We start from the raw sequence: 23,846 nt of genomic DNA, 5'->3' as shown, positions 1-23,846 counted from the left end.
GCTACCGAATGTCCACGTGCTCGGGACGGTAACGGTGGTCCGCGTACCAAGCCAGCGTGTTCTTCAAGCCCCACGCTTTGACCCGCCGGGAGGACCCGTAGACCACGACGTCCCTCCGCAGCCCGTAGTTGCGTGTCAACTTCCGGACGCGGTTGGACAGGGCCCGGTCCTCGTGGAGGTCCTCGATCCTGGTCCGCGGGAATCCCCCGGAGCGGTGATACATATCCGCGGTGATAGCCATGTTGCAGCCCGGAAGCATTTGGTAAGGGCCCAAATAGCCCTCTCCCTTGTTGCCGGGCCTGATCTTTCCGAAGAAAGAGGCAACCTCGACGGCCACCAGCATCAAACGACGATCCCGTGCAGTGATGCCTTCGTCCTGCCGGGGAATCAGCTGCCCGGCAATCAGTTCCAAGCCATCGTGGAAGGCCGCCATGATCCGGGCCGTCCAATCCTTGGCAGCGAGGCAATCCGCGTCCGTGCGGGCCAACCATGTGGCACCGTGTTCGACTCCGAACCGCATACCCGTATCGGCAGCTGCGCCTGTGCCCTTCTCCGTTTCATGGATCAGCCTGATGTCCATGACAGGGTGCTCACTGGCGAAGGCTTCCACGATGGCGCAGCTGGCGTCGGTGGATCCGTTATCCACCACAACCACCGTGAAGTCCTGATAGTCCTGCGCAGCGAGCGAATCCAAGGCCTGGCGGACAAGCTTCTCTTCGTTGAGCATCGGCACTGCGATGCACAGCGGCCTGGTAGCGGAATCGCTGTGCAACCCTGCTCCGGCTCCTGCTGACGAGTGGTTCATAGCCGCACCACCGCGATGCCCAGGCTGACGCCGCCGGCCAGGCCTACCAGGGCAACCAGGTCTCCCGGACCACATCGTCCACCATCCAGGGCGAGCTTCAACTGCAACGGAAGACTAACGGAGGCCAAGTTGCCGAACTCTTCCACTGCCGGGACCAACAGGTCGCGCGGCACTCCCGCACGTTCTGCAAAGATCTCCCGGTAGGGCGCGCTGACTTGGTGGACACAGACCACCGCGAAGTCTTGCCAGTTCAGCTTGAGGGCCTCCAAGGTCTCTCCCAGGACATCGGAGCCCAAGTCCAGGAAGGCGTCCTTCAGCTTCTCCCCGTCCATGGTGAAATAGCTGGCTTCGGGATCACGGGGAAACGCAGATCCACCTGCGGCCAAGGTCCCTACCGGCCAGTGGATGCTCTTTGCAGTGAATGCCATGCCAAGAATGCCCTCGGCCGCCGGGCTTGAAGGCTCACTGTCAGCAATAGCGCCTTCGGAAGCTTCGAGCAGGACAGCCGCGCCGCCGTCGCTCATGGTGTAACCGGGGAAGCTGGACGCGAAAGTCGCGAAATCAGGAACAGACCACCTGACCGCCCGCGAGGGCGACTCCCCCGTCACCACCAGAACCCGACCGTAACGGCGGGAGGCAATCAGGGAATCGGCCACTTCCAGTCCGTTCAGGAAACTGTTGCAGGCGTTCTTGACGTCCATCACCGGGCAACTGAGTCCCAGCTTCGCGGCGGCAATATGGGCTGTGGCCGGCTCCACCATGTCCTGGCTCGCGGAGGCAAAAACCAGAAGGTCGACATCCGGGGCCTGGAGCCCGCAACTGGCCAGGACCTTGGCTGCTGCGTTGACGGCAAGATCTGACGCCTGCTCCGACTCGGCCATCACGCTACGGGACCGGATGCCTGTGACGCGGGAAATCAAACCCTTGGGAATCCGGAAGCCCGGGCTCGATTCGACGATGCGCTGCTCGACGGCAACCGTGTCCAGACGTGCAGGAGGCACATAGACTTCCAGACCTGCAATCCGGCTCCTGCCGGACATGACTGTGTGCATGCGCTTCCCCCAAAGACGGCCATGAAAAGGAAAAAGGGTGTGTCCCGCACTCATCGTACGGGACACACCCCTTGGCACATGAGCCGGAACACCGGCTATGTGGAGAAAGTGCTAGACAGCCTTGGCAGCTTCAATGGCGGTCAGGACACGGTCAGTGACCTCATCGATTCCACCTATGCCGTCAACCTGGGTCAGGATGCCGCGCTCGGCGTACTTGGCCACGACGGCCTCAGTCTGCTCGTGGTAGAGGTCGAGGCGGTGGCGGATGACGGCTTCATTGTCGTCAGACCGGCCGGTCTCCTTGGCGCGGCCGAGGAGGCGGCTGACCAGTTCCTCGTCGTCGGCAGTCAGCTGGAGCACGACGTCGAGCTCCTGCTGGGTCTCGGCGAGGATGTTGTCCAGGTAGTCCACCTGTGCCGTGGTGCGGGGGTAGCCGTCCAGGAGGAAGCCGTTCTCGACGTCGCTCTCGCCCAGGCGGTCCCGAACCATCTTGTTGGTGACGCTGTCCGGTACGAAGTCACCGGCGTCCATGTACTTCTTGGCCTCCAGGCCAAGGGGGGTCTCTCCCTTGACGTTGGCACGGAAGATGTCGCCCGTGGAGATGGCGACTACGCCGAGGCGCGCGGAAATCCGTTCAGCCTGCGTACCCTTGCCCGAACCCGGAGGTCCAATGATCAGCATTCTCGTCATCGCAAAAGCCCTTCATAGTGACGTTGTTGTAGCTGCGCATCAATCTGCTTCACGGTTTCCAAGCCCACACCCACCATGATCAGGATTGACGTGCCACCGAACGGGAAGTTCTGGTTGGCGTTGATCAGGACGAGTGCAACCAGCGGAATGAGTGCCACGAAGCCCAAGTAAAGAGCTCCCGGCAAAGTAATCCTGGAAAGCACGTACTGCAGGTAATCCGCGGTCGGTTTACCCGCCCGGATGCCCGGAATGAATCCCCCGTACTTCTTCATGTTGTCCGACACTTCTTCAGGGTTGAAGGTGATGGCCACGTAGAAGTAGGTGAAAAACACGATCATGGCGAAGTAGAGAGCCATGTAGATGGGGTGGTCGCCCTTGGTGAGGTTGTTGTTGATCCACTCAACCCAGGGGGCCATCTGCTCTCCCGCCTGCGGCTGGTTGAACTGTGCAATCAGGCCAGGCAGGTAAAGCATGGAGGACGCGAAGATGACGGGCACGACGCCGGCCATGTTCACCTTGATGGGAATGTAGGTGCTGGTTCCGCCAACAGTGCGGCGGCCAATCATGCGCTTGGCGTATTGCACCGGGACGCGCCTCTGGGACTGTTCGACGAACACCACCAGCGCCACCGTGACCAGGCCGATGGCAAGGACGATGAAGAAGGTTCCCGGGCCCTGCGCGGTCCAGATGGCACCCAGCGACTGCGGGAAGCCAGCAGCGATCGAGGTGAAGATGAGCAGCGACATGCCGTTGCCCACGCCCTTCTCCGTCACGAGCTCGCCCATCCACATGATGAGTCCGGTGCCTGCGGTCAACGTGATGATGATGAGGATCGTGGTGATGATGCTCTCATCAGGAATGATCGGCAGGTTGCAGCCGGGCAGCAACTGGCCGGAACGGGCCAGGGATACCAGGGTGGTGGCATTGAGCAGACCCAGCGCGATGGTGAGGTACCGGGTGTACTGCGTCAGTTTCGATTGGCCGGAGGAACCTTCCTCGTACAACTGCTGGAACCGGGGAATGACCACCCGAAGCAGCTGAACGATGATGCTCGCCGTAATGTACGGCATGATACCGAGCGCAAAGATGGAAACCTGCAGCAAGGCACCGCCGCTGAACAGGTTCACCAGCTGGTAGATGCCCTGCGAGGTGTCACCGGTGTCTAAGCATTGCTGGACATTCTGGTAGTTCACACCAGGCGAGGGGATGAAAGCTCCCAAGCGGAAGATTGTGATGATTCCCAGCGTGAACAACAACTTGCGTCGCAAATCGGGCGTCCGAAACGCCCGGCCGAATGCGCTTAGCAAGCGTCCTCCTGAGGTAAAGGTACAAGGATGTAGATGGGGTTAAGGAAACCCAACAATCGAGTCTAGCTGCTACGGACGCCGTCAGAATAATCGAGAGTCCACAACCAACAAAAAAATCCCGGTACACAGGGCCTCAGGCCCCGCGTACCGGGATTCTTTCTTACTGCGGGCAAGAGCCCCACGGGGTCTTAGAGAACCGTGGTGCTTCCGCCTGCTGCAGCGATCTTGTCAGCAGCGCTGGAAGAGAAAGCGTGGGCGGTGACGTCAACCTTGACGGTGATGTCGCCGGTGCCCAGCACCTTCACGGGCTGGTTCTTACGAACGGCACCCTTCTCAACCAGGGACTCAACGGTGACAGCGCCACCTTCCGGGAACAGCTCGTTGAGCTTCTCCAGGTTGACAACCTGGAACTCAACCCGGAACGGGTTCTTGAAGCCGCGCAGCTTCGGCAGGCGCATGTGCAGCGGCAGCTGGCCGCCGGCAAAGCCAGCCTTTACCTGGTAGCGGGCCTTCGTACCCTTGGTACCGCGACCGGCGGTCTTACCCTTGGAGCCTTCACCACGACCAACACGGGTCTTGGAAGTCTTGGCACCGGGGGCAGGACGCAGGTGGTGGACCTTCAGAGCGTTCTGCTTTTCAGCGGTCTCGTTCTCGGCCATTACTTCGCCTCCTCTACATTCACGAGGTGCGGAACCGTGTTGAGCATGCCAACGGTCACGGCGTCAGCGGTACGGACAACGGTGTGTCCGATGCGCTTGAGGCCGAGGGACCGAAGTGTGTCGCGCTGGTTCTGCTTGGCGCCAATGACGCCCTTGATCTGGGTGATTTCCAACTTGGCGTCGGAAGGAGTCAGGTTCTTAGCCATGACTAGACACCTGCCTTCTGGTTCTGGAGCGCACGCACCAGGGCAACCGGAGCAACCTCGTCCAGCGGCAGGCCACGGCGGGCAGCCACGGAAGCGGGCTCTTCGAGCTGCTTCAGGGCGTCAACGGTCGCGTGAACGATGTTGATCGCGTTGGAGGAACCGAGCGACTTGGAGAGGATGTCGTGGATACCCACGCACTCCAGTACCGCACGGACCGGACCACCGGCGATAACACCGGTACCGGCGGAAGCCGGACGCAGCAGGACAACGCCTGCAGCAGCCTCACCCTGCACGCGGTGCGGGATGGTGTTGCCAACGCGGGGAACGCGGAAGAAGGACTTCTTGGCCTCTTCAACGCCCTTGGCGATAGCAGCGGGAACTTCCTTGGCCTTGCCGTAGCCGACGCCAACCATGCCGTTACCGTCACCGACGACGACGAGAGCGGTGAAGCTGAAGCGACGACCACCCTTGACGACCTTGGCAACGCGGTTGATGGTTACAACGCGCTCTACGAACTGGCTCTTCTCAGCGTCGCGACCGCCGTCGCGGCCACCACGGCCACCACGGTCGCCGCGGCCCTGGCCACGCTCGCCGCGCTCACCACGACGTCCGCCGCGGCGGTCATCGGTAGCGGGTGCGGTCTCAGTTGCTTCAGCAGCTACAGCTTCAGTCACCTGAATGTCCTTTTCGTTGTTTTCAGCGGTCACAGTGCCAGCCCACCTTCGCGAGCACCGTCAGCGACGGCGGCGATGCGGCCGTGGTACTTGTTACCGCCACGGTCGAAGACAACAGCTTCGATGCCTGCAGCCTTTGCGCGCTCTGCAACGAGCTCGCCAACGCGCTTGGCCTTGGCAGTCTTGTCGCCTTCGAGTGCACGCAGGTCAGCTTCCAGGGTGGAAGCCGAAGCCACGGTTACGCCCTTGCTGTCATCGACAACCTGAACGAATACGTGACGTGCCGAACGGTTGACGACCAGACGAGGACGTACGGCCGTACCGGCGATGCGCTTGCGGATACGAAGCTGGCGACGGCTGCGTGCAGCAGACTTGCTCTTGTTCGAACGCTTCTTGTTAATTGCGATGGCCATGGTTTACTTACCAGCCTTTCCGACCTTGCGGCGGATGACTTCGCCGGCGTAACGGACACCCTTGCCCTTGTAGGGGTCAGGCTTGCGCAGCTTGCGAATGTTGGCAGCAACCTCGCCCACCTGCTGCTTGTTGATACCCGAAACAGAGAGCTTGGTGGGGCCCTCCACAGCGAAGGTGATGCCCTCAGGTGCCGAGACGTTTACAGGGTGGCTGTAGCCCAGAGCGAACTCCAGGTCAGAACCCTTGGCCTGAACGCGGTAACCGGTACCAACGATTTCAAGCTTCTTCTCGTAGCCCTCGGTAACGCCCTGGATCATGTTGGCGATCAGGGTGCGGGTCAGGCCGTGCAGCGAACGCGAGTTGCGCTCGTCGTTCGGGCGGGTGACCGTGAGAGTGTTCTCTTCGAGGGAAACCTCGATCGGGCTGGCAACAGTGTGGCTCAGCTCGCCCTTGGCACCCTTGACGCTGATGACGGAGCCATCGAGCTTGACCTCAACGCCGGCAGGAACGGTGATGGGGAGACGTCCAATACGTGACATTATTCTCTTCCTTTCCCGTTACCAGACGTACGCGAGGACTTCGCCGCCCACGCCCTTCTTGCCGGCCTGCTTGTCAGTCAGGAGGCCGGAAGAGGTGGACAGGATTGCGATACCCAGGCCACCCAGCACGTGAGGCAGGTTGGTGGACTTCGCGTAAACGCGGAGACCCGGCTTGGAGATGCGGCGGACACCGGCGATCGAACGCTCGCGGTTCGGTCCGAACTTCAGGCTGATGGTCAGCTTCTTGCCAACCTCTGCGTCCTCTTCCTTCCAGTCAGCGATGAAGCCTTCTGCCTTCAGGATGTCGGCAACGCGTGCCTTCAGCTTGCTGTACGGCATGGACACGGTGTCGTGGTATGCCGAGTTTGCATTGCGCAGACGCGTAAGCATGTCTGCGACAGGATCTGTCATAGTCATTGTGGGCTATAGCCCTTCCTCGTAACGGTTTCCGCTGCGCTGCCCTTGCGGGTCGGCGCGGCCGGACCTGATACGTAGTTAGTTTTCAGTCTTGAACGGGAAACCAAGCGCCTTGAGCAGCGCGCGGCCTTCGTCGTCGGTCTTGGCGGTGGTGACGACCGTGATGTCCATACCGCGAACGCGGTCAATGGAGTCCTGGTCGATTTCGTGGAACATAACCTGCTCGGTCAGACCGAAGGTGTAGTTGCCGTTGCCATCGAACTGCTTGCCGTTGAGGCCGCGGAAGTCACGGATACGCGGCAGGGCCAGCGATACCAGACGGTCCACGAATTCCCACATGCGGTCGCCACGCAGGGTTGCGTGTGCACCGATCGGCATGCCTTCGCGCAGCTTGAACTGTGCGATCGACTTGCGGGCCTTGGTTACCTGCGGCTTCTGGCCGGTGATGAGGGTGAGGTCGCGGACAGCGCCGTCGATCAGCTTGGAGTCCTTGGCGGCATCTCCAACACCCATGTTCACAACGACCTTCACCAGACGGGGAACCTGGTTGACGTTCGCGTAGTTGAACTCGTCCTGCAGGGACTTCTTGATGGTCTCTGCGTACTTCGTCTTCAGACGAGGAACGATCTTGGTTGCGACAGTGGTCTCGCTCATTAGATGTCCTTCCCGGTGGCCTTGGACACGCGGATACGAACGGTCTTGGTACGGCCGTCCTTCTCAACGGTGTCGAGACGGAAACCAACGCGGGTCGGCTTCTTGGTGGTCGGGTCTACCAGAGCGACGTTTGAAATGTGGATCGGGGCTTCAACTACCTCGATGCCACCGGTCTTGGTGCCGCGCTGCGACTGTCCGACCTTGGTGTGCTTGGTGACGCGGTTGATTCCTTCTACCAGCACGCGGTTGGTGTCAGGGAATACGCGCAGGACCTTGCCCTGCTTGCCGCGGTCGCCGCCGCGTTCCTGCTTGGCGCCGGTGATGACCTGAACGAGGTCACCCTTCTTGATCTTAGCCATGGACTAGAGCACCTCCGGGGCCAGCGAAACGATCTTCATGAACTTCTTGTCGCGAAGTTCACGACCAACCGGGCCGAAGATACGGGTGCCGCGGGGGTCACCGTCGTTCTTCAGGATCACAGCTGCGTTCTCATCAAACTTGATGTAGGAACCATCCGCACGGCGGCGTTCCTTCTTGGTACGAACGATGACAGCCTTGACGACGTCACCCTTCTTTACGTTGCCGCCAGGGATAGCGTCCTTGACGGTTGCGACGATGACGTCGCCGATGCCTGCGTAGCGACGGCCGGATCCACCGAGAACGCGAATGGTAAGGATTTCCTTAGCACCCGTGTTGTCGGCGACCTTCAGTCGCGACTCCTGCTGAATCAATTTTTACTCCTTGCGTCGCGCCGGTTCTCAGACCGAAAACATGCATACGGAATGAGCCTTGCGGAACGGTTGATCGGGGTGTCTCTGGACCTGCCTGGATTTTGCCAGAACAGGCCTAAACGCCCGTGCCACGAGCATCAGCTTCCCTTGCAGAAAACTCTGCGCGGGGCAGTATGCAGCGGCACGATTGTTTACGAGGTGGTTGATGACACGCAAATGGCGCCATACAAACTCAAAATCTTAGCACGTTCAGCGGCCATACCATAACTGGCCGGAACAGCGGAAGGGCCCGCGCTCCAAACGGAACGCGGGCCCTTCCAGTAAGCCCAACCGGACGTTGTCCGGCGTCGGATTTACTTGGCCTTCTCGAGGATCTCCACCAGGCGGAACCGCTTGGTAGCGGACAACGGGCGGGTCTCGGCGATCAGAACGAGGTCGCCGATGCCGGCGGTGTTCTGCTCGTCGTGAGCCTTGATCTTCGAGGTGCGGCGAATAACCTTGCCGTAAAGAGCGTGCTTCACGCGGTCTTCAACCTCAACAACGATGGTCTTTTCCATCTTGTCGGAGACTACGTAGCCGCGACGCGTCTTACGGTAACCGCGCTGCTGCTCAGCGCTGGCTGCTGCTTCCGTCACGTTTTCCTTCTCGCTCACTTGGCATCCTCTCCAGCTTCAACCTCGGCCGTTTCAGCCTTGGCAGCCTTCTTGGACTTCTTTTCTTCCTTGGCTTCCACAACCGGTGCGGCAACCTCGGCACGAATGCCCAGCTCGCGCTCACGGAGAACGGTGTAGATGCGTGCGATGTCCTTCTTTACCGCGCGCAGACGACCGTGGTTCTCCAGCTGGCCGGTGGCGGACTGGAAACGCAGGTTGAACAGCTCTTCCTTGGACTTGCGGAGTTCTTCAACGAGACGCTCGTTGTCGAAACCGTCCAGCTGTGCGGGTGCGAGATCCTTCGACCCTACTGCCATTTCTATTCACCACCTTCGCGACGCACAATGCGTGCCTTCAACGGCAGCTTGTGGATTGCCAGGCGCAGGGCCTCGCGAGCTACCTCTTCATTGACACCGGAGAGTTCGAACAGAACCCGGCCCGGCTTGACGTTTGCGACCCACCATTCCGGAGAACCCTTACCGGAACCCATACGGGTTTCAGCAGGCTTCTTCGTCAGCGGACGGTCCGGGTAGATGTTGATCCAGACCTTGCCGCCACGCTTGATGTGGCGGGTCATCGCGATACGAGCGGACTCGATCTGACGGTTGGTGACGTATGCCGGGCTCAGGGCCTGGATGCCGTACTCACCGAAAGTGACCTTGGTGCCGCCCGTAGCAGCGCCGGAACGACCCGGGTGGTGCTGCTTACGGTGCTTGACTCGACGTGGGATAAGCATTTAAGCCTGTCCTCCTTCTGCTGCAGGAGCAGCAGCTTCAGCGGCCGGTGCTTCAACGGCAGCAGGTGCTGCCTCGGCTGCCGGACGGTCGTTACGACGACGGCGGTCGCCACCCGGGCGGCCCGGACGGTCTCCTCCACGGCCGCGGGACGGAGCAGCAGCTGCCTGCTGAGCCAGTTCCTTGGCGGTGACGTCACCCTTGTAGATCCAAACCTTCACGCCAATGCGGCCGAAGGTGGTCTTGGCTTCGTAGAAGCCGTAGTCGATGTTCGCGCGGAGGGTGTGCAGGGGCACACGGCCTTCGCGGTAGAACTCCGAGCGGGACATTTCTGCGCCGCCCAGACGGCCCGAGCAAGCAACACGGATGCCCTTGGCACCTGCGCGCTGTGCGGACTGCATGGCCTTCTTCATTGCACGGCGGAATGCCACGCGGGAAGTCAACTGCTCAGCGATGCCCTGGGCAACAAGCTGTGCTTCGATCTCGGGGTTCTTGACCTCGAGGATGTTCAGCTGGACCTGCTTGCCGGTGAGCTTCTCGAGCTCGCCGCGGATGCGGTCTGCTTCAGCGCCGCGGCGGCCGATGACGATGCCCGGACGTGCCGTGTGGATGTCCACGCGGACGCGGTCACGGGTGCGCTCGATCTCGACCTTGGCGATGCCGGCGCGCTCCATGCCGGTGGACATGAGCTGACGGATCTTGATGTCCTCGCGGACGAAGTCCTTGTAGCGCTGTCCCGGCTTGTTGCTGTCAGCAAACCAGTGCGAAACGTGGTCGGTGGTGATGCCGAGTCGGAACCCGTGCGGGTTTACTTTCTGTCCCACTTAGCGAGCCTCCTCTTTCTCCGGGGTTGCGACGACCACGGTGATGTGGCTGGTCCGCTTCTTGATGCGGTAGGCGCGGCCCTGGGCACGCGGCTGGAACCGCTTCATGGTCGGGCCCTCATCAACGAATGCTTCGCTGATGAAGAGGTCGCTGTCGTCGAATGCAACGCCATCGCGATCCGCGAGAACGCGGGCGTTGGCCATTGCCGACTGAAGTACCTTGAATACCGGCTCCGAAGCTGCCTGGGGGGCAAACTTCAGAATTGCCAGAGCCTCATTCGCTTGCTTGCCACGAACAAGGTTGACGACGCGCCGGGCCTTCATAGGCGTTACGCGGATGTGACGCGCAATTGCCTTGGCTTCCATTGCTTTCCTTCTCTCGTCTAAGACGTAAGGTCAGGCGCCTAGCGGCGCTTGCCCTTACGGTCGTCCTTAACATGGCCGCGGAAAGTCCGCGTAGGAGCGAATTCGCCGAGCTTGTGCCCGACCATCGACTCAGTGACAAACACCGGGATGTGCTTGCGGCCGTCGTGTACGGCGATCGTGTGCCCGAGCATGTCGGGGATGATCATCGAACGACGGGACCAGGTCTTGATGACGTTCTTGGTGCCCTTTTCGTTTTCCCGTGCGACCTTCACAAAGAGGTGCTGGTCAACGAAAGGACCTTTTTTCAGGCTGCGTGGCATGTGTCCAGGCTCCTATCGCTTGTTCTTGCCAGTACGGCGGCGACGAACAATAAGCTTGTCGCTCTCTTTGTTCGGGCGGCGGGTACGGCCCTCGGGCTTGCCGTTCGGGTTGACCGGGTGGCGACCACCGGAAGTCTTACCTTCACCACCACCGTGCGGGTGGTCAACCGGGTTCATGGCTACACCACGGACGGTCGGGCGAACGCCCTTCCAGCGCATACGGCCGGCCTTGCCCCAGTTGATGTTCGACTGCTCGGCGTTGCCGACCTCGCCGACGGTTGCGCGGCAGCGCACGTCAACGTTGCGGATTTCACCGGAGGGCAGACGCAGCTGGGCGAAACGGCCTTCCTTGGCGACGAGCTGGACCGAAGCACCTGCGGAGCGGGCCATCTTGGCGCCGCCACCCGGACGCAGTTCAACTGCGTGGATCACGGTACCGACGGGGATGTTGCGCAGCGGCAGGTTGTTGCCCGGCTTGATGTCAGCGTCGGGGCCAGCCTCGACGAAGTCACCCTGGGACAGCTTGTTCGGAGCGATGATGTAACGCTTGGTGCCATCAACGTAGTGCAGGAGGGCGATGCGAGCCGTGCGGTTCGGATCGTACTCGATTTCGGCAACGCGGGCGTTGATGCCGTCCTTGTCGTGACGACGGAAGTCGATCAGACGGTACTGGCGCTTGTGTCCGCCACCCTTGTGACGGGTGGTGATCTTACCGGTGTTGTTACGGCCGCCGGTCTTGTGCAGCGGACGCAGCAACGACTTTTCCGGAGTCGACCGCGTGATTTCAGCAAAGTCGGCTACGCTCGAGCCACGACGGCCCGGGGTAGTCGGCTTGTATTTACGGATTCCCATAATTTAATTCCTCGTTAAAGTGGTCTCCGCTACGCGAGCGGACCGCCGAAGATGTCGATTGTGCCTTCTTTGAGGGTGACAATGGCACGCTTGGTGCTCTTGCGCTGTCCCCAGCCGAATTTGGTGCGCTTGCGCTTACCGGCACGGTTGATGGTGTTGATCGATTCGACCTTGACGGAAAAGATCTTCTCCACGGCCAGCTTGATCTCGGTCTTGTTCGAGCGGGGGTCCACCAGGAAGGTGTACTTGCCTTCGTCGATCAGACCGTAGCTCTTTTCCGAAACGACGGGTGCAAGCACGACGTCGCGCGGGTCCTTGATGGTGGTTACGCTCACTTGGAGGCCTCCTCGTTCTTTGCCTTGTCAGCGACGAACGCGTCGAAAGCAGCCTTGGTGAAGACCACGTCGTCGGAGATGAGCACGTCGTAGGTGTTCAGCTGGTCTGCGTACAGAACGTGAACATCTGCGAGGTTGCGCACGGACAATGCAGCAACGTCTTCGGCGCGCTCGATTACGACGAGCAGGTTCTTGCGCTCGGAGACTGCACGCAGCGACGCCAGTGCTTCCTTGGCAGACGGCTTGGTGCCGGCAACCAGGGCTTCAATAACGTGGATGCGGCCGTTGCGGGCGCGGTCAGAGAGGGCGCCACGGAGAGCAGCAGCCTTCATCTTCTTGGGGGTCCGCTGGCTGTAGTCGCGCGGGGTCGGACCGTGGACGATGCCACCGCCGGTCATGTGGGGAGCACGGATGGAACCCTGACGGGCGCGGCCGGTGCCCTTCTGCTTGAACGGCTTGCGACCTGCACCGGAAACCTCGGCGCGGGTCTTGGTCTTGTGGGTACCCTGGCGCGCAGCAGCGAGCTGTGCGACGACGACCTGGTGCAGCAGGGGCACGTTGGTCTGGACATCGAAGATCTCTGCAGGCAGGTCTACCTTGACAGTGCTAGTCATTTAACTAGGCTCCCTTCACGGCGGAACGTACGAGTACGACCTGGCCGCGGGCACCGGGGACGGCACCCTTGATAAGGAGCAGCGACTTCTCGACGTCAACAGCGTGAACGGTGAGGTTCAGGGTGGTGTGACGTACGGCGCCCATGCGGCCGGCCATTTTCAGACCCTTGAAGACGCGGCTCGGGGTGGATGCGCCACCGATGGAGCCAGGCTTACGGTGGTTCTTGTGGGCACCGTGGGAAGCGCCGACACCGGAGAAGCCGTGACGCTTCATAACACCGGCAAAGCCCTTACCCTTGGAGGTGCCGACGACGTCGATCTTCTGGCCGGCTTCGAAGATCTCAACAGAGAGCTCCTGGCCCAGCTCGTAGGATGCGGCGTCTGCGGTACGCAGTTCGACGACGTGGCGGCGAGGAGTTACGCCGGCCTTCTCAAAGTGACCAGCCAGCGGCTTGGTGACCTTGCGGGGGTCGATCTGGCCGTAGCCGATCTGTACGGCGACGTAGCCATCGGCCTCTGCGTTGCGCAGCTGGGTGATGACGTTGGAGTCAGCCTGGACAACAGTTACCGGGATGAGCTTGTTGTTCTCGTCCCAGACCTGGGTCATGCCGAGCTTCGTGCCCAGCAGGCCCTTCACGTTACGGGTTGCGGTCATAGTCTCTCAGCACCTCCCTAGAGCTTGATTTCGATGTTCACGTCTGCAGGCAGGTCGAGACGCATAAGCGAGTCAACGGCCTTCGGCGTGGGGTCGATGATGTCGATCAGACGCTTGTGAGTACGCATTTCGAAGTGCTCACGGCTGTCCTTGTACTTGTGCGGAGAGCGAATAACGCAGTAAACGTTCTTCTCCGTCGGCAGCGGCACCGGGCCGACTACCGTTGCGCCTGCGCGCGTGACCGTCTCAACGATCTTCCGCGCTGAAACATCAATGACCTCGTGGTCATATGACTTCAGCCGGATGCGGATTTTTTGTCCCGCCATGTCGCCTGACTCTCTTTCAGCTAGTGCTGCTCTAGTTAGGGCTGCTCTGTTTACTTACCTGTTGATGTGGCCGCCGAAGCGTTTGAGGTTGTACCACCACACGCCGCACAAGCTGAATCCGGAAACTCCGGGTTCCTCAACCTGCCGGCGCACCGACCCCCGCGGTCGGGCGTGTCGCGATTTTCACGCAAACTCGACCGCATTCCATGGGGTTCAGGGTTATGTTTGGGCTTCAGCTTGGACCCTGACATCCGGCATTATCCGAATCGGGACACGAAGAAGCGCTTGAACAACTCATCCAGTATGCCGGAAATATGGACCAAAGGCTAATCGAGGGCTCGCGGCCCATTGCCAGTGGCCGCAGCAGCTATGGATGATAAATGCATGACTGTCCAGGATACGGGTTCCGTAGAGGATTTGGCGGCACGCCTCCGCCCTGGTTTCACCTTGGGCGTCGCCACCGCAGCCTTCCAGATCGAAGGCAGCTTGACTGCGGATGGCCGGGGCCCTGCAGGATGGGACGCCTTCGCGGAGAAACCGGGAACAATCGTCGACGGCGGCTCTCCCGCGATCGCTTGCGACCATTACAACCGTGCGGACGAAGACATCGCCCTGATGCAGGAGCTCGGCGTCGATTCCTACCGGTTCTCCTTGTCGTGGCCGCGGATCCAGCCGGAGGGGAAGGGCGCCGTCAATCCCCGCGGCCTTGAGTTCTACGACCGGCTGATCGACAAGCTACTGGCCGCCGGGATCTCTCCCATGGTGACCGTGTACCACTGGGACACGCCGCTTCCCTTGGAACATGCCGGCGGCTGGCTGAACCGTGAGACCGCCCATCGCTTGGCCGAGTACAGCGCGATCGTTGCCGAGCGGTACGGCGACCGGGTGGATTCTTGGGTAACCGTGAATGAGCCTGTCTCAGTCACCTTGCAGGGCTATGCACTGGGCGCCCACTCCCCCGGCAACCAGCTTCTGTTCGATTGCCTCCCTGCAGCCCATCACCAGTTGCTCGGCCACGGGCTCGCGGTTCAGGCACTGCGGGCTGCCGGCGTTTCCGGCCAGATCGGCATTTCCAACATGCATTCGCCCGTTCGGCCGGCCAGCAACAAGCTTTCCGACCGGCTCATGTCCGATGCCCTCGACATGATCCTGAACCGCATCTATGCCGACGCCATCCTCTTGGGCGAATACCCGAAGCCGCCGCTGGCCCTTTCACCATTGTTCCGTTCCTTGGGCCCGGTGCAGGATGACGACTTGAAGATCATTAGCCAGCCGTTGGACTTCTACGGCCTCAACTACTACTACCCGCTCAAGGTTGCGTCCGGCTCCGGTCCTGCCGAGATCCCGACCGGAGCTGCACAAGAGATGGTGAACGTGCCGTTCCATCTTGCGGTATACGACGAATATGAGACCACCGGATTCGGATGGCCCGAGGCGCCGGATCAGTTGACCACCCTTTTGCAGGAAATGCAGCAGAGGTACGGGGAGGCACTTCCACCCGTTTACATCACGGAAGGCGGTGCAAGCTTCCCCGAGCCCGACCACGTGACCAGCCCGCTCCAGGACACCAACAGGATTACGTACCTGGCAGAGCATCTGGGCCACGCGCTAACGGCAACCGGCCCGGGCGGGGACGCGGAGGGAATCGACCTCCGCGGCTACTACGTGTGGACGTTGATGGACAACTTTGAGTGGGCCGCGGGTTATTCGCAGCGTTTCGGCTTGGTTCACGTGGACTTCGAGACTTTGGAACGAACGCCCAAAGAGTCGTTCTACTGGCTGCGGTCCTTGGAACGGGCGCGCCGCCGCGAACAACAGCTGTAGTCCAAGCGGGTTAAAACCCCTGCCCCCGAGCGTAAAACGCTTTGCCCCCGGAGGGCTATTTGTTCTTGTTGGCCCGGCTGATCCGCTTCGCCCGGTCTATTTCGTGCCGGAAGTACTTCCGGCCCCACACAACAGAGCCGGCGATGGCTGCGATAACGACCAGAAAAATCAGGAATTCCATGGTGATCCTCTCTTTGGGAGCAACACTATCCGACTCGGTCGTGCGTGTGCTCCCCGCCCTTCGGGCCAACCACGCCCGGCTCTTGGGGCCGACGGTTCAGACGCCAGACAGCCAGGACGATCAGCCCAATGGCAACAAGTGCCAGCATCGCAAAGGCATACGAACGCAGGGCCCACATCACGCTCGCTGCCACGCCCACGGCACCCCAGCCGACGAATAGCCGCTCGGACAGCAACAGCCCGGCCCCGAGGAGGACCGCGTGCGCCGCCAGAACGTAGATCTGTTGCGACGGTGTCCCAGCAAAGATGGTTGCCAAAGAACTGAGGGACAGGACACCGGAAGCCATCCCCAACCTCAACCGCCCGGCCGCGCGCTGCTTCTGGTTGTAGCGCAGGCCTGCCAAAACTGCGCCGGCCACAACGAACCACTGGGCAGCCCAGAACCAATCCGGCCTGGTGCTGTCCACAAAGATCACCGCCCGCTGGAAGGCTACAACAACCACCACGGTTCCCACCTCGGCGGCCAGATGCTTCCCTACGGGAATTTCCACCACCAGGAGGACAGCGGCTGCCGCCGTCAGGAATGCACCAGTGAAGGCGGTTTCGTCATGCACCAGCCCAAGGATGGCCGTGGCCAGAAGCCCTGCACCGGTTGTCGCTGAGAGCGAGTAGCGCCTCCACGGCTCGGCCGTGATGGCCGGCCCGCCCAGCAGCCGCCATACGTAGAGGATCAAGCCCGTCCCAACTCCCCCGACGAGCCAGGGCATGAGGTCAGGCCACGCGCCGGTAAATGCCGTAGTAGCCCCGGATTCGTTCAGCCACCCCTCGACGCCCGTTAGCGCCCCCACCAGTGTTGTGGACGCGGCCGCGGCGTAGAAGCGGGGACGATCCTCCAGATGCGAACCTGCATAGAAGACGAGGGCCACGGTCAGGACGGCCAGACCCGTAAGGATGCGGCTGGCATCGACCGAGAAAATGCCGGCCACCGATGCGAAGAACAACGCGCTGGCGAACCAGAACCACTTCAGCTGCGGGCGGGCGGGGCTTGTGCTCACGCGGCCGAGGAAGACCCTTAGCCCAGTGAGGCCAGCAGCCAGGCCCAAGAGTATGGCCGGCACGTGGAGTTCACTGAGGACGGCCTGGTGCAGCCAAGTACCCGTGGGAAAGGTCAATGCGGGACCGGCGCCTACAACCACCCCGGCCACGGCCACCACTCCGGCGTACAACGCCGCTGCATGGCGCTGGTCCCGCCACACGAGTGCTGCTGCAACGATGGCCAGGGTCAGTTCGCTCAGAACCACCCAGCGTCCACCGCCGTCGAAATCCCGGGCCCAAAGGTACCAGCACGGAAGCAGCAGCTGGACAACGAGCCCTGCCCACAAGGCTTCCTTCAGCAACGGCGAGCCGTCGAAACGCCGCCGGACGATGGGATGCAGTGCGATTTGGATAAAGACGAGACCGGCCAGTGCCACTGAAGCAGCTGCTGCGGATTCGGTGGCGTCAGCGACCACAATCGCGGCAAAGGCCGTGAACAGCACGCGGCCTGCCAGGAGATAGGCTCCGCGCAATCGTGCTTCGCGCGTCAGCCCAACCATGAAGCCTGCGTAGGCGGTAAAGAGCCCCAGCAGGACTTCAACATCGCGGACGTTGTGCCCGCGAACAACCAAAAGGTGCATGGCGGCAGGAGCCAACAGCCATGCCAAACGGTGCTTGCGCAGCATGACGGCGGCGACGAGAGCCCCCGCTGCGGTGATGATGGCTGCGGCTCCGGGCTGCCACCCGTCGTGCGGTGCAGAATGCAGCAACACGGGGAACCTCAGGGCGGCGGTGGCGATCGACATCAAGGCCAACAGCACGCCCGCATCAACCATCAGCAGGCTCAAGGACATCGCCTTGCGGCCTACCGCCAATACCGCCACCAATTGCGCGCCGAGCACCCAGACGATGACTGTTGCGGGCGTTGCCTCCTCACCGCCCACGGAAAGTGCGTAGCCCGCACTGGAGAGATCCACGTAGGCCGAAGCAGCCAGCACTGTGGCGGTTGCCCGCGCGAGCCACCAGTAGCACTGGCGATGCATGGATGCGGGAAGGCGCAATGCAGTGACAACGAAGTACATCGCAAGGGCCAGCAGCGCAAAGTTCCCGAGACCCCGGGAAACCACCGCAGCACCGACTACCGCGGAGACCATGCCAGCGGCAGGTGCCAGGAACTCCATCCCGTTCGGGCGCCATGGCTCCGACGCCCCGCTGCCCGCCCAGCTCGCCCTGCCCGCCGGAGATAGAGGGGGAAACGCGAGCATGCCGGCCACAAGACCGCCCGCCAGGACCGCGAACACTCCTGCCGCCACGACCGGATGACCGGGCGCTTTGTCCAGGACGGTAAGGACCACCAGGGCGGTGATGCCCACACCGCCAAACGCCAAGGCGCTGATTTGCGGGGCCAGTAGACCAACCCCCCAGCGCTCGAACGCAGCGCCAAGTACTTGCTGGGCCGCGCACACCACAACCAATGCAAGAGTTGTTAGGGCGGCAGCGTCCGGACGTTCCGGGTAAAGCGCGGTGATGAGGAAGGGAACTGCGAGGCTAAGGGCAATCCGCCCGGAAAGCACAAGCGTCTTGCGGTACACACCCCGGGCTCGCAGCGCCAGGCCTAACCAAAACAGGCCCGAGGAAGCGAACATCGCGAAGAGTGGCCACGCGCCCAGCATGGGGGCCAGGGCCGAGGCGGCGGCAACGACGGCTGCCGGGGCAAAAGCCACTCCCCCGCGTAGCTTCCACCCCAGGGGCATTGAGGTTGCCAAGACGACGTAGAAGGCCGTGTACGCGGGTAGTTCCGAGGTACTGAACGCGAGCACGATCGCGAGGACAAGGGCCACCACGAGCTGCAGGCCCAGGCATGAGACAGCGTCCGTCCACCACGTCTTGGGAGATATCCGCTGCCCGCCGAAAGCCAGAATGAGAGCCTGAATCCCGAGGCATAGGACCGCTGCCAGCAAAGCCTGGCTGACCTCTCCCGTGACATCCCACACCACGGCGATGATGGCGAGGGAGAACGCTGCCCTGGCGGCGTAGAAGTACAACGTTCGGAACTTCAGGTCAGAAACCCACAGCATGACAGCGAAATAGGCGCCGCACATCGCCATCACAAGGGAGTACTCCCCCTTGGCCATGAGGTTGGGAGTCAACGTGGCGGCTACACCCACCGCAGGAACCACAAACGGATGCAGCGCCATCAGTGGACGTATGTAGAGCGGCGGAATCCACCGCGGGCGCAAGATGGCTGCCAGGGTCAACAAAACGGCGACGCCAATCAGGGCCGTGAAGTACCACACGAGGGCCCCACCCAGCACCGAAACACCTGACCACGCCGTGGAAACCACAAAGCTGAGCGAGAGGGCTGCCAGGACCTTGTTATCCAAGCGGATCGCCGCATAGACGTAGGCAATCGTGCCGAGGACAGACGTCACCAGCCACGCGAGGGGCCCGTTGTGCAAAGCGAAGCTGTACATGGCCAGGCCGGTAACAGGGACCAGTGCCAAGCCTGTTCCGGTGAAGGCCATTGCCGCGGGGCGGAGACGCGGAACGCGTGGGTGAAGCACCAGTCCTGCGGCATAGAAGAGCACCGTGATAAGCCAAATGGCAACAAAACGAAGGGACTCAGGCAGGCTCGTACCCACAAAAAGTGCCCCGGCCGCCACCAAGAGGAGGCTCGCCACATAGAGGGTGATGTTGATGTTTTGCCGGTCGCGCTTCTCTGTGCGCTGAGCAGCCTCTTGGGGAGTCTCACCCTGCCAAGACGGCGCGGCTTGCGGTGGCGGCTGCATCTGCCCGGAACCTCCGGGAGCTTTGGGTATGGGGGCTGGGAGCACTACGCGTTGCGGCAAGGCACCCTGGGGCGGAGCGAACCCTGCAGCCGGACGCCGCGGCTCGTAGAGCGAGTAACCCTGCACCGGGGATCCGTGAACCGGGCGCGGTGCCGCAGGACGCTCAGGGGCAGGACGCACGGGGGCCGGACGCACAGGTGCAGCTTGCGTCACCACCGATGGCGCAGCAGTCGTTGCCGGCTGGACAGTCTGCGGGAGGGCCGGCTCGCCCTGCTTCGTATGCGAAGTCTTGGCTACGGCGTCTTGCCACCCAGCCAGATGCCCCGCGAGGTATGCCGCACGGTAAGCATCGACGTCGTCCTTCACCCCGCTGCTCCGTGAGCCTGCAACACGGCGGCCCCGGGCCACACCGAGGGCGTAGGCCCCGGCGCTAAGGCCGGCAAGGAACAGCAAGACGACGACGGTCAGGAACCCCAGCACGGCAACTCCAAAGGTGAGTCCGGGCAGACCACCCGGTTTATCCATTCGATAGAGAAATCATAACAAAGAAGAACCCCACCGCCGAAGCGATGGGGTTCTTCTGTGGGTAACCTCCGTCAGCCGGAGACTCGCCCGATCAACAAGCAGAAACTACTTGATGATCTTGGTAACACGTCCCGAACCAACGGTGCGGCCGCCTTCACGGATAGCGAAGCCGAGGCCCTCTTCCATAGCGATCGGCTGGATGAGCTCAACGGTCATCTCAGTGTTGTCGCCGGGCATAACCATTTCCGTGCCCTCAGGCAGGGTGATAACGCCGGTAACGTCCGTCGTACGGAAGTAGAACTGCGGGCGGTAGTTCGAGTAGAACGGGTTGTGACGTCCGCCTTCGTCCTTGGAAAGGATGTAGACGTTTGCCTCGAAGTCGGTGTGCGGGGTGATGGAACCCGGCTTGACGACAACCTGGCCACGCTCGACATCGTCGCGCTTGAGGCCACGGAGCAGCAGGCCACAGTTCTCGCCGGCCCATGCTTCGTCGAGCTGCTTGTGGAACATCTCGATACCGGTAACCGTGGTCTTCTGGATCGGGCGGATGCCAACGATCTCGACCTCGGAGTTGATGGCGAGGGTGCCACGCTCGGCGCGGCCCGTAACAACGGTGCCACGGCCGGTGATGGTGAAGACGTCCTCGATCGGCATCAGGAACGGCTTGTCGCGGTCACGTACGGGGTCCGGAACGGACTCGTCGACAGCTGCCATCAGGTCCTGGACGGACTTGACCCAAACCGGGTCGCCTTCCAGAGCCTTCAGACCGGAAACGCGAACGACAGGAGCGTCGTCACCGTCGAAGCCCTGCGAGCTCAGGAGCTCACGAACTTCCATTTCAACGAGGTCGAGGAGTTCCTCGTCCTCGACCATGTCGGACTTGTTCAGTGCGACCAGCAGGTAGGGAACACCAACCTGGCGGGCGAGCAGAACGTGCTCACGGGTCTGAGCCATCGGACCATCGGTTGCAGCAACCACGAGGATTGCGCCGTCCATCTGGGCAGCACCGGTGATCATGTTCTTGATGTAGTCAGCGTGACCCGGGGCGTCAACGTGTGCGTAGTGACGCTTCTCGGTCTGGTACTCCACGTGGGAGATGTTGATGGTAATACCGCGCTGGCGCTCTTCCGGAGCAGAGTCGATGGACGCGAAGTCGCGCTGCTCGTTGAGATCCGGGTACTGGTCGTACAGCACCTTGGAAATGGCGGCAGTCAGCGTCGTCTTACCGTGGTCAACGTGACCAATGGTGCCGATGTTGACGTGCGGCTTAGTCCGCTCGAACTTTGCCTTTGCCACAGGTTCCTCCTAGAACGATTTCAAGTGACGTGCTCCTCGGCCGCGCTTTTCGCGGCAGAAACTCTAGCAAGTCTACTTGGGGGCTTGGTTTTGGTGAAATTTCAGATTCAGGAACCAATACTAGTTCCTGGAGTCTGTTCGCGCAGGGGGCCGGGCCACGACCTTCGCCGTGGCCCCGCCACTCGCGCTGAGATGCCTTCCCGGGTACCGGAATTGCATCCGCTACCGGGTGATTACTCGCCGCGGGTCTTCTGGATGATCTCGTCGGCTACTGCCTTCGGGACCTCCGCGTAGCTGTCGAACGTCATCGAGTACACAGCACGGCCCTGGGTCTTGGACCGCAGGTCGCCGATGTAGCCGAACATTTCGGACAGCGGAACGTTCGCACGAACAACCTTCACGCCTGCAGCATCTTCCATGGACTGGATCATGCCACGGCGGGAGTTGAGGTCGCCGATCACGTCACCCATGTATTCCTCAGGGGTACGGACCTCGACGGCCATCAGGGGTTCGAGCAAGACAGGGTTGGCCTTGCGGGCACCCTCCTTGAACACCTGGGAGCCGGCGATCTTGAACGCCATTTCAGAGGAGTCGACATCGTGGTAAGCACCGTCGAGCAGGATCGCCTTGACGCCCACCATCGGGTAGCCGGCCAGGATACCGAACTGCATGGCGTCCTGGATACCAGCGTCAACGGAGGGGATGTATTCACGCGGAATACGGCCACCGGTGACCTTGTTTTCGAACTCGTAGAAGGTGCCGTCCGTGGTTTCCAGGGGCTCGAAGGAGACCTGGACCTTTGCGAACTGACCCGAACCACCAGTCTGCTTCTTGTGGGTGAAGTCAACCTTCTCCACAGCGCGCTTGATGGTTTCGCGGTAAGCAACCTGCGGCTTGCCGACGTTGGCCTCAACCTTGAATTCGCGGCGCATACGGTCAACGAGGATGTCGAGGTGGAGTTCACCCATACCCGCGATAACAGTCTGGCCGGTTTCTTCGTTGAGGGAGACCTGGAAGGTCGGGTCCTCAGCGGAGAGCTTCTGGATAGCCGTGGAGAGCTTCTCCTGGTCACCCTTGGTGTTCGGCTCGATCGCAACAGAGATCACGGGCTCCGGGAAGCTCATGGACTCGAGGACGATCTGGTTTGCGGGATCGCAGAGGGTGTCACCGGTGGTGGTGTCCTTCAGGCCGATCGCAGCGTAGATGTGGCCGGCGGTAGCGCCCTCAACAGGCATTTCCTTGTTGGCGTGCATCTGGAAGAGCTTGCCGATACGTTCCTTCTTGCCCTTGGTGGAGTTGACCACCTGCGCACCGGAATCAACGTGACCGGAGTACACGCGGATGAAGGTGAGCTGGCCGAAGAACGGGTGGGCAGCAATCTTGAACGCAAGAGCGGAGAACGGCTCGTCAGCGGAAGGCTTACGGGTCAGTTCCTTCTCTTCGTCGCGGGGATCGTGACCGATCATCGCAGGAACGTCGAGCGGGTTCGGCAGGAAGTCCACGACGGCGTCGAGCATCGGCTGGACACCGCGGTTCTTGAAGGCAGAACCACAGAAGACCGGGTAGAGCTCGGAGTTGATGGTCATCTTGCGGATGCCGGCCTTGAGCTCTTCGAGGGTGAGTTCTTCACCTTCGAGGTACTTCTCCATGAGTTCCTCGGAAGCCTCGGCAACAGTCTCAACGAGCTGTGCGCGGTATTCCTCGGCCTTTTCCTTGAGGTCCGCAGGAATTTCCTGGACCTCGTAGGAAGCACCCATGGTCACGTCGCCCTTGGCGTCGCCCGGCCAAACCAGTGCGCGCATTTCAAGGAGGTCGACGACGCCAACGAAGTCGTTCTCGGAGCCGATCGGCAGCTGCATGACCAGCGGCTTGGCACCGAGGCGGGAGATGATGGTGTCTACGGTGAAGTAGAAGTCAGCGCCCAGCTTGTCCATCTTGTTGACGAAGCAGATACGCGGAACGTTGTACTTGTCAGCCTGGCGCCAAACAGTCTCGGACTGCGGCTCCACGCCTTCCTTGCCGTCGAACACTGCAACTGCACCGTCGAGGACGCGCAGGGAGCGCTCAACCTCAACCGTGAAGTCCACGTGGCCCGGGGTGTCGATGATGTTGATCTGGTTCTTGTTCCAGAAACAGGTCACGGCCGCGGACGTGATGGTGATGCCGCGTTCCTTTTCCTGTTCCATCCAGTCGGTCGTCGAAGCGCCGTCGTGCGTTTCGCCGATCTTGTGGTTCACACCCGTGTAGAACAGGATGCGCTCGGTAGTGGTGGTCTTGCCGGCATCGATGTGGGCCATGATGCCGATATTGCGGACCTTGTTAAGGTCGGTAAGCACGTCCTGTGCCACGGGGTCTCCCTTTCGGATGGAC

Annotated in this window: 29 protein-coding genes; 1 reads left to right on the top strand and 28 read right to left on the bottom strand. The window is 61.5% G+C overall.

The window, feature by feature from the left end:
* Position 1: 1 nt before the first annotated feature.
* From HMI59_RS06220 to rpsJ, 24 genes are all read right to left on the bottom strand, one after another.
* On the bottom strand, positions 2-805 hold the full coding sequence (locus tag HMI59_RS06220) for a glycosyltransferase family 2 protein (RefSeq protein WP_193593139.1): 804 nt from the start codon (positions 803-805) through the stop codon (positions 2-4).
* Positions 802-1,857 (bottom strand): 3-oxoacyl-ACP synthase III family protein, encoded by a 1,056-nt coding sequence (locus tag HMI59_RS06215; protein WP_193593138.1) that lies wholly within the window; start codon positions 1,855-1,857, stop codon positions 802-804. The genes HMI59_RS06220 and HMI59_RS06215 overlap by 4 nt, the downstream gene beginning before the upstream one ends.
* Before the next feature lie 111 nt (positions 1,858-1,968).
* Positions 1,969-2,538 carry an adenylate kinase gene (locus HMI59_RS06210; RefSeq protein ID WP_193593686.1) on the bottom strand — a complete coding sequence of 190 codons (570 nt, stop codon included), beginning with the start codon at positions 2,536-2,538 and terminating at the stop codon, positions 1,969-1,971.
* A 5-nt stretch (positions 2,539-2,543) separates the two neighbouring features.
* On the bottom strand, positions 2,544-3,854 hold the full coding sequence (gene secY, locus HMI59_RS06205; RefSeq protein ID WP_031216558.1) for a preprotein translocase subunit SecY: 1,311 nt from the start codon (positions 3,852-3,854) through the stop codon (positions 2,544-2,546).
* 188 nt (positions 3,855-4,042) lie between these two features.
* Positions 4,043-4,513, bottom strand: a complete 471-nt coding sequence (gene rplO / locus HMI59_RS06200) for a 50S ribosomal protein L15 (protein WP_021472421.1) — start codon at positions 4,511-4,513, stop codon at positions 4,043-4,045.
* On the bottom strand, positions 4,513-4,719 hold the full coding sequence (gene rpmD, locus HMI59_RS06195) for a 50S ribosomal protein L30 (RefSeq protein WP_003803757.1): 207 nt from the start codon (positions 4,717-4,719) through the stop codon (positions 4,513-4,515). The genes rplO and rpmD overlap by 1 nt, the downstream gene beginning before the upstream one ends.
* Before the next feature lie 2 nt (positions 4,720-4,721).
* Positions 4,722-5,393 (bottom strand): 30S ribosomal protein S5, encoded by a 672-nt coding sequence (rpsE, locus tag HMI59_RS06190; protein WP_170828566.1) that lies wholly within the window; start codon positions 5,391-5,393, stop codon positions 4,722-4,724.
* Positions 5,394-5,422: 29 nt separating this feature from the next.
* Entirely contained in the window at positions 5,423-5,806 is a 384-nt protein-coding gene (gene rplR / locus HMI59_RS06185) for a 50S ribosomal protein L18 (RefSeq protein WP_021472419.1), read from the bottom strand.
* A gap of 3 nt (positions 5,807-5,809) precedes the next feature.
* Positions 5,810-6,346 carry a 50S ribosomal protein L6 gene (rplF, locus tag HMI59_RS06180; RefSeq protein ID WP_021472418.1) on the bottom strand — a complete coding sequence of 179 codons (537 nt, stop codon included), beginning with the start codon at positions 6,344-6,346 and terminating at the stop codon, positions 5,810-5,812.
* A gap of 18 nt (positions 6,347-6,364) precedes the next feature.
* Entirely contained in the window at positions 6,365-6,763 is a 399-nt protein-coding gene (gene rpsH / locus HMI59_RS06175; protein WP_062097496.1) for a 30S ribosomal protein S8, read from the bottom strand.
* 78 nt (positions 6,764-6,841) lie between these two features.
* Positions 6,842-7,417 carry a 50S ribosomal protein L5 gene (gene rplE / locus HMI59_RS06170; RefSeq protein WP_021472416.1) on the bottom strand — a complete coding sequence of 192 codons (576 nt, stop codon included), beginning with the start codon at positions 7,415-7,417 and terminating at the stop codon, positions 6,842-6,844.
* On the bottom strand, positions 7,417-7,776 hold the full coding sequence (gene rplX, locus HMI59_RS06165; protein WP_021472415.1) for a 50S ribosomal protein L24: 360 nt from the start codon (positions 7,774-7,776) through the stop codon (positions 7,417-7,419). The genes rplE and rplX overlap by 1 nt, the downstream gene beginning before the upstream one ends.
* A gap of 3 nt (positions 7,777-7,779) precedes the next feature.
* Positions 7,780-8,148, bottom strand: coding sequence for a 50S ribosomal protein L14 (gene rplN / locus HMI59_RS06160; RefSeq protein WP_003803789.1), 369 nt, complete (start codon positions 8,146-8,148; stop codon positions 7,780-7,782).
* Positions 8,149-8,501: 353 nt separating this feature from the next.
* Positions 8,502-8,801 (bottom strand): 30S ribosomal protein S17, encoded by a 300-nt coding sequence (rpsQ, locus tag HMI59_RS06155; RefSeq protein WP_021472414.1) that lies wholly within the window; start codon positions 8,799-8,801, stop codon positions 8,502-8,504.
* Positions 8,798-9,118, bottom strand: a complete 321-nt coding sequence (gene rpmC, locus HMI59_RS06150; RefSeq protein ID WP_021472413.1) for a 50S ribosomal protein L29 — start codon at positions 9,116-9,118, stop codon at positions 8,798-8,800. The genes rpsQ and rpmC overlap by 4 nt, the downstream gene beginning before the upstream one ends.
* A gap of 2 nt (positions 9,119-9,120) precedes the next feature.
* On the bottom strand, positions 9,121-9,537 hold the full coding sequence (gene rplP, locus HMI59_RS06145) for a 50S ribosomal protein L16 (protein ID WP_021472412.1): 417 nt from the start codon (positions 9,535-9,537) through the stop codon (positions 9,121-9,123).
* Positions 9,538-10,359 (bottom strand): 30S ribosomal protein S3, encoded by an 822-nt coding sequence (gene rpsC, locus HMI59_RS06140; protein ID WP_021472411.1) that lies wholly within the window; start codon positions 10,357-10,359, stop codon positions 9,538-9,540.
* The gene (gene rplV, locus HMI59_RS06135; RefSeq protein ID WP_021472410.1) at positions 10,360-10,725 is read right to left on the bottom strand and encodes a 50S ribosomal protein L22; all 366 of its coding nucleotides are present in this window, start codon (positions 10,723-10,725) and stop codon (positions 10,360-10,362) included.
* 38 nt (positions 10,726-10,763) lie between these two features.
* Positions 10,764-11,045 carry a 30S ribosomal protein S19 gene (gene rpsS / locus HMI59_RS06130; RefSeq protein WP_003803803.1) on the bottom strand — a complete coding sequence of 94 codons (282 nt, stop codon included), beginning with the start codon at positions 11,043-11,045 and terminating at the stop codon, positions 10,764-10,766.
* A 12-nt stretch (positions 11,046-11,057) separates the two neighbouring features.
* Positions 11,058-11,897: a 50S ribosomal protein L2 gene (gene rplB / locus HMI59_RS06125; RefSeq protein WP_021472409.1), complete on the bottom strand. Its 840-nt coding sequence runs from the start codon at positions 11,895-11,897 to the stop codon at positions 11,058-11,060.
* Positions 11,898-11,926: 29 nt separating this feature from the next.
* Positions 11,927-12,232: a 50S ribosomal protein L23 gene (rplW, locus tag HMI59_RS06120; RefSeq protein ID WP_021472408.1), complete on the bottom strand. Its 306-nt coding sequence runs from the start codon at positions 12,230-12,232 to the stop codon at positions 11,927-11,929.
* Positions 12,229-12,846, bottom strand: coding sequence for a 50S ribosomal protein L4 (rplD, locus tag HMI59_RS06115; protein WP_021472407.1), 618 nt, complete (start codon positions 12,844-12,846; stop codon positions 12,229-12,231). Before rplD ends, rplW begins: the two co-directional genes overlap by 4 nt.
* Positions 12,847-12,850: 4 nt before the next feature.
* Complete coding sequence (gene rplC / locus HMI59_RS06110; RefSeq protein WP_021472406.1) at positions 12,851-13,501, bottom strand: 50S ribosomal protein L3; 651 nt, start codon at positions 13,499-13,501, stop codon at positions 12,851-12,853.
* Positions 13,502-13,518: 17 nt separating this feature from the next.
* A complete protein-coding gene (gene rpsJ, locus HMI59_RS06105) occupies positions 13,519-13,827 on the bottom strand; it encodes a 30S ribosomal protein S10 (RefSeq protein WP_003803825.1) in 309 nt (102 codons plus the stop codon).
* A gap of 384 nt (positions 13,828-14,211) precedes the next feature.
* Here rpsJ and HMI59_RS06100 point away from each other — a divergent pair, with 384 nt between their 5' ends.
* Positions 14,212-15,651: a GH1 family beta-glucosidase gene (locus tag HMI59_RS06100; RefSeq protein WP_193593137.1), complete on the top strand. Its 1,440-nt coding sequence runs from the start codon at positions 14,212-14,214 to the stop codon at positions 15,649-15,651.
* Positions 15,652-15,706: 55 nt separating this feature from the next.
* Here the strand turns inward: HMI59_RS06100 and HMI59_RS25950 are convergent, their stop codons facing one another.
* The 4 genes from HMI59_RS25950 to fusA all read right to left on the bottom strand — a co-directional run bounded on the left by HMI59_RS25950 (position 15,707) and on the right by fusA (position 23,824).
* On the bottom strand, positions 15,707-15,832 hold the full coding sequence (locus tag HMI59_RS25950; protein WP_255527653.1) for a hypothetical protein: 126 nt from the start codon (positions 15,830-15,832) through the stop codon (positions 15,707-15,709).
* A gap of 25 nt (positions 15,833-15,857) precedes the next feature.
* Positions 15,858-20,180 carry a hypothetical protein gene (locus HMI59_RS06095; RefSeq protein ID WP_193593136.1) on the bottom strand — a complete coding sequence of 1,441 codons (4,323 nt, stop codon included), beginning with the start codon at positions 20,178-20,180 and terminating at the stop codon, positions 15,858-15,860.
* A 105-nt stretch (positions 20,181-20,285) separates the two neighbouring features.
* A complete protein-coding gene (gene tuf / locus HMI59_RS06090) occupies positions 20,286-21,476 on the bottom strand; it encodes an elongation factor Tu (protein WP_021472401.1) in 1,191 nt (396 codons plus the stop codon).
* Positions 21,477-21,709: 233 nt separating this feature from the next.
* Positions 21,710-23,824, bottom strand: coding sequence for an elongation factor G (gene fusA, locus HMI59_RS06085; RefSeq protein ID WP_021472400.1), 2,115 nt, complete (start codon positions 23,822-23,824; stop codon positions 21,710-21,712).
* Positions 23,825-23,846: the final 22 nt, after the last annotated feature.

It is taken from the genome of Paenarthrobacter sp. YJN-5 (assembly GCF_015040095.1).
GTDB classification, from domain to species: Bacteria; Actinomycetota; Actinomycetes; order Actinomycetales; family Micrococcaceae; genus Arthrobacter; species Arthrobacter ureafaciens.
Note: the sequence above shows the minus strand (reverse complement) of the source record. Positions and strands in the feature narration are given on the sequence as shown.

What these genes read in the sequence shown, in the direction of transcription:
- HMI59_RS06220 (WP_193593139.1), bottom strand. Translation starts at nt 805, where the DNA reads ATGAACCACTCGTCAGCAGGAGCCGGAGCAGGGTTGCACAGCGATTCC.
- HMI59_RS06215 (WP_193593138.1), bottom strand. Translation starts at nt 1,857, where the DNA reads ATGCACACAGTCATGTCCGGCAGGAGCCGGATTGCAGGTCTGGAAGTC.
- HMI59_RS06210 (WP_193593686.1), bottom strand. Translation starts at nt 2,538, where the DNA reads ATGCTGATCATTGGACCTCCGGGTTCGGGCAAGGGTACGCAGGCTGAA.
- rplO (WP_021472421.1), bottom strand. Translation starts at nt 4,513, where the DNA reads ATGGCCGAGAACGAGACCGCTGAAAAGCAGAACGCTCTGAAGGTCCAC.
- rpmD (WP_003803757.1), bottom strand. Translation starts at nt 4,719, where the DNA reads ATGGCTAAGAACCTGACTCCTTCCGACGCCAAGTTGGAAATCACCCAG.
- rplR (WP_021472419.1), bottom strand. Translation starts at nt 5,806, where the DNA reads ATGGCCATCGCAATTAACAAGAAGCGTTCGAACAAGAGCAAGTCTGCT.
- rplF (WP_021472418.1), bottom strand. Translation starts at nt 6,346, where the DNA reads ATGTCACGTATTGGACGTCTCCCCATCACCGTTCCTGCCGGCGTTGAG.
- rpsH (WP_062097496.1), bottom strand. Translation starts at nt 6,763, where the DNA reads ATGACTATGACAGATCCTGTCGCAGACATGCTTACGCGTCTGCGCAAT.
- rplE (WP_021472416.1), bottom strand. Translation starts at nt 7,417, where the DNA reads ATGAGCGAGACCACTGTCGCAACCAAGATCGTTCCTCGTCTGAAGACG.
- rplX (WP_021472415.1), bottom strand. Translation starts at nt 7,776, where the DNA reads ATGGCTAAGATCAAGAAGGGTGACCTCGTTCAGGTCATCACCGGCGCC.
- rpmC (WP_021472413.1), bottom strand. Translation starts at nt 9,118, where the DNA reads ATGGCAGTAGGGTCGAAGGATCTCGCACCCGCACAGCTGGACGGTTTC.
- rplP (WP_021472412.1), bottom strand. Translation starts at nt 9,537, where the DNA reads ATGCTTATCCCACGTCGAGTCAAGCACCGTAAGCAGCACCACCCGGGT.
- rplV (WP_021472410.1), bottom strand. Translation starts at nt 10,725, where the DNA reads ATGGAAGCCAAGGCAATTGCGCGTCACATCCGCGTAACGCCTATGAAG.
- rpsS (WP_003803803.1), bottom strand. Translation starts at nt 11,045, where the DNA reads ATGCCACGCAGCCTGAAAAAAGGTCCTTTCGTTGACCAGCACCTCTTT.
- rplB (WP_021472409.1), bottom strand. Translation starts at nt 11,897, where the DNA reads ATGGGAATCCGTAAATACAAGCCGACTACCCCGGGCCGTCGTGGCTCG.
- rplD (WP_021472407.1), bottom strand. Translation starts at nt 12,846, where the DNA reads ATGACTAGCACTGTCAAGGTAGACCTGCCTGCAGAGATCTTCGATGTC.
- rplC (WP_021472406.1), bottom strand. Translation starts at nt 13,501, where the DNA reads ATGACCGCAACCCGTAACGTGAAGGGCCTGCTGGGCACGAAGCTCGGC.
- rpsJ (WP_003803825.1), bottom strand. Translation starts at nt 13,827, where the DNA reads ATGGCGGGACAAAAAATCCGCATCCGGCTGAAGTCATATGACCACGAG.
- HMI59_RS06100 (WP_193593137.1), top strand. Translation starts at nt 14,212, where the DNA reads ATGACTGTCCAGGATACGGGTTCCGTAGAGGATTTGGCGGCACGCCTC.
- HMI59_RS25950 (WP_255527653.1), bottom strand. Translation starts at nt 15,832, where the DNA reads ATGGAATTCCTGATTTTTCTGGTCGTTATCGCAGCCATCGCCGGCTCT.
- HMI59_RS06095 (WP_193593136.1), bottom strand. Translation starts at nt 20,180, where the DNA reads ATGGATAAACCGGGTGGTCTGCCCGGACTCACCTTTGGAGTTGCCGTG.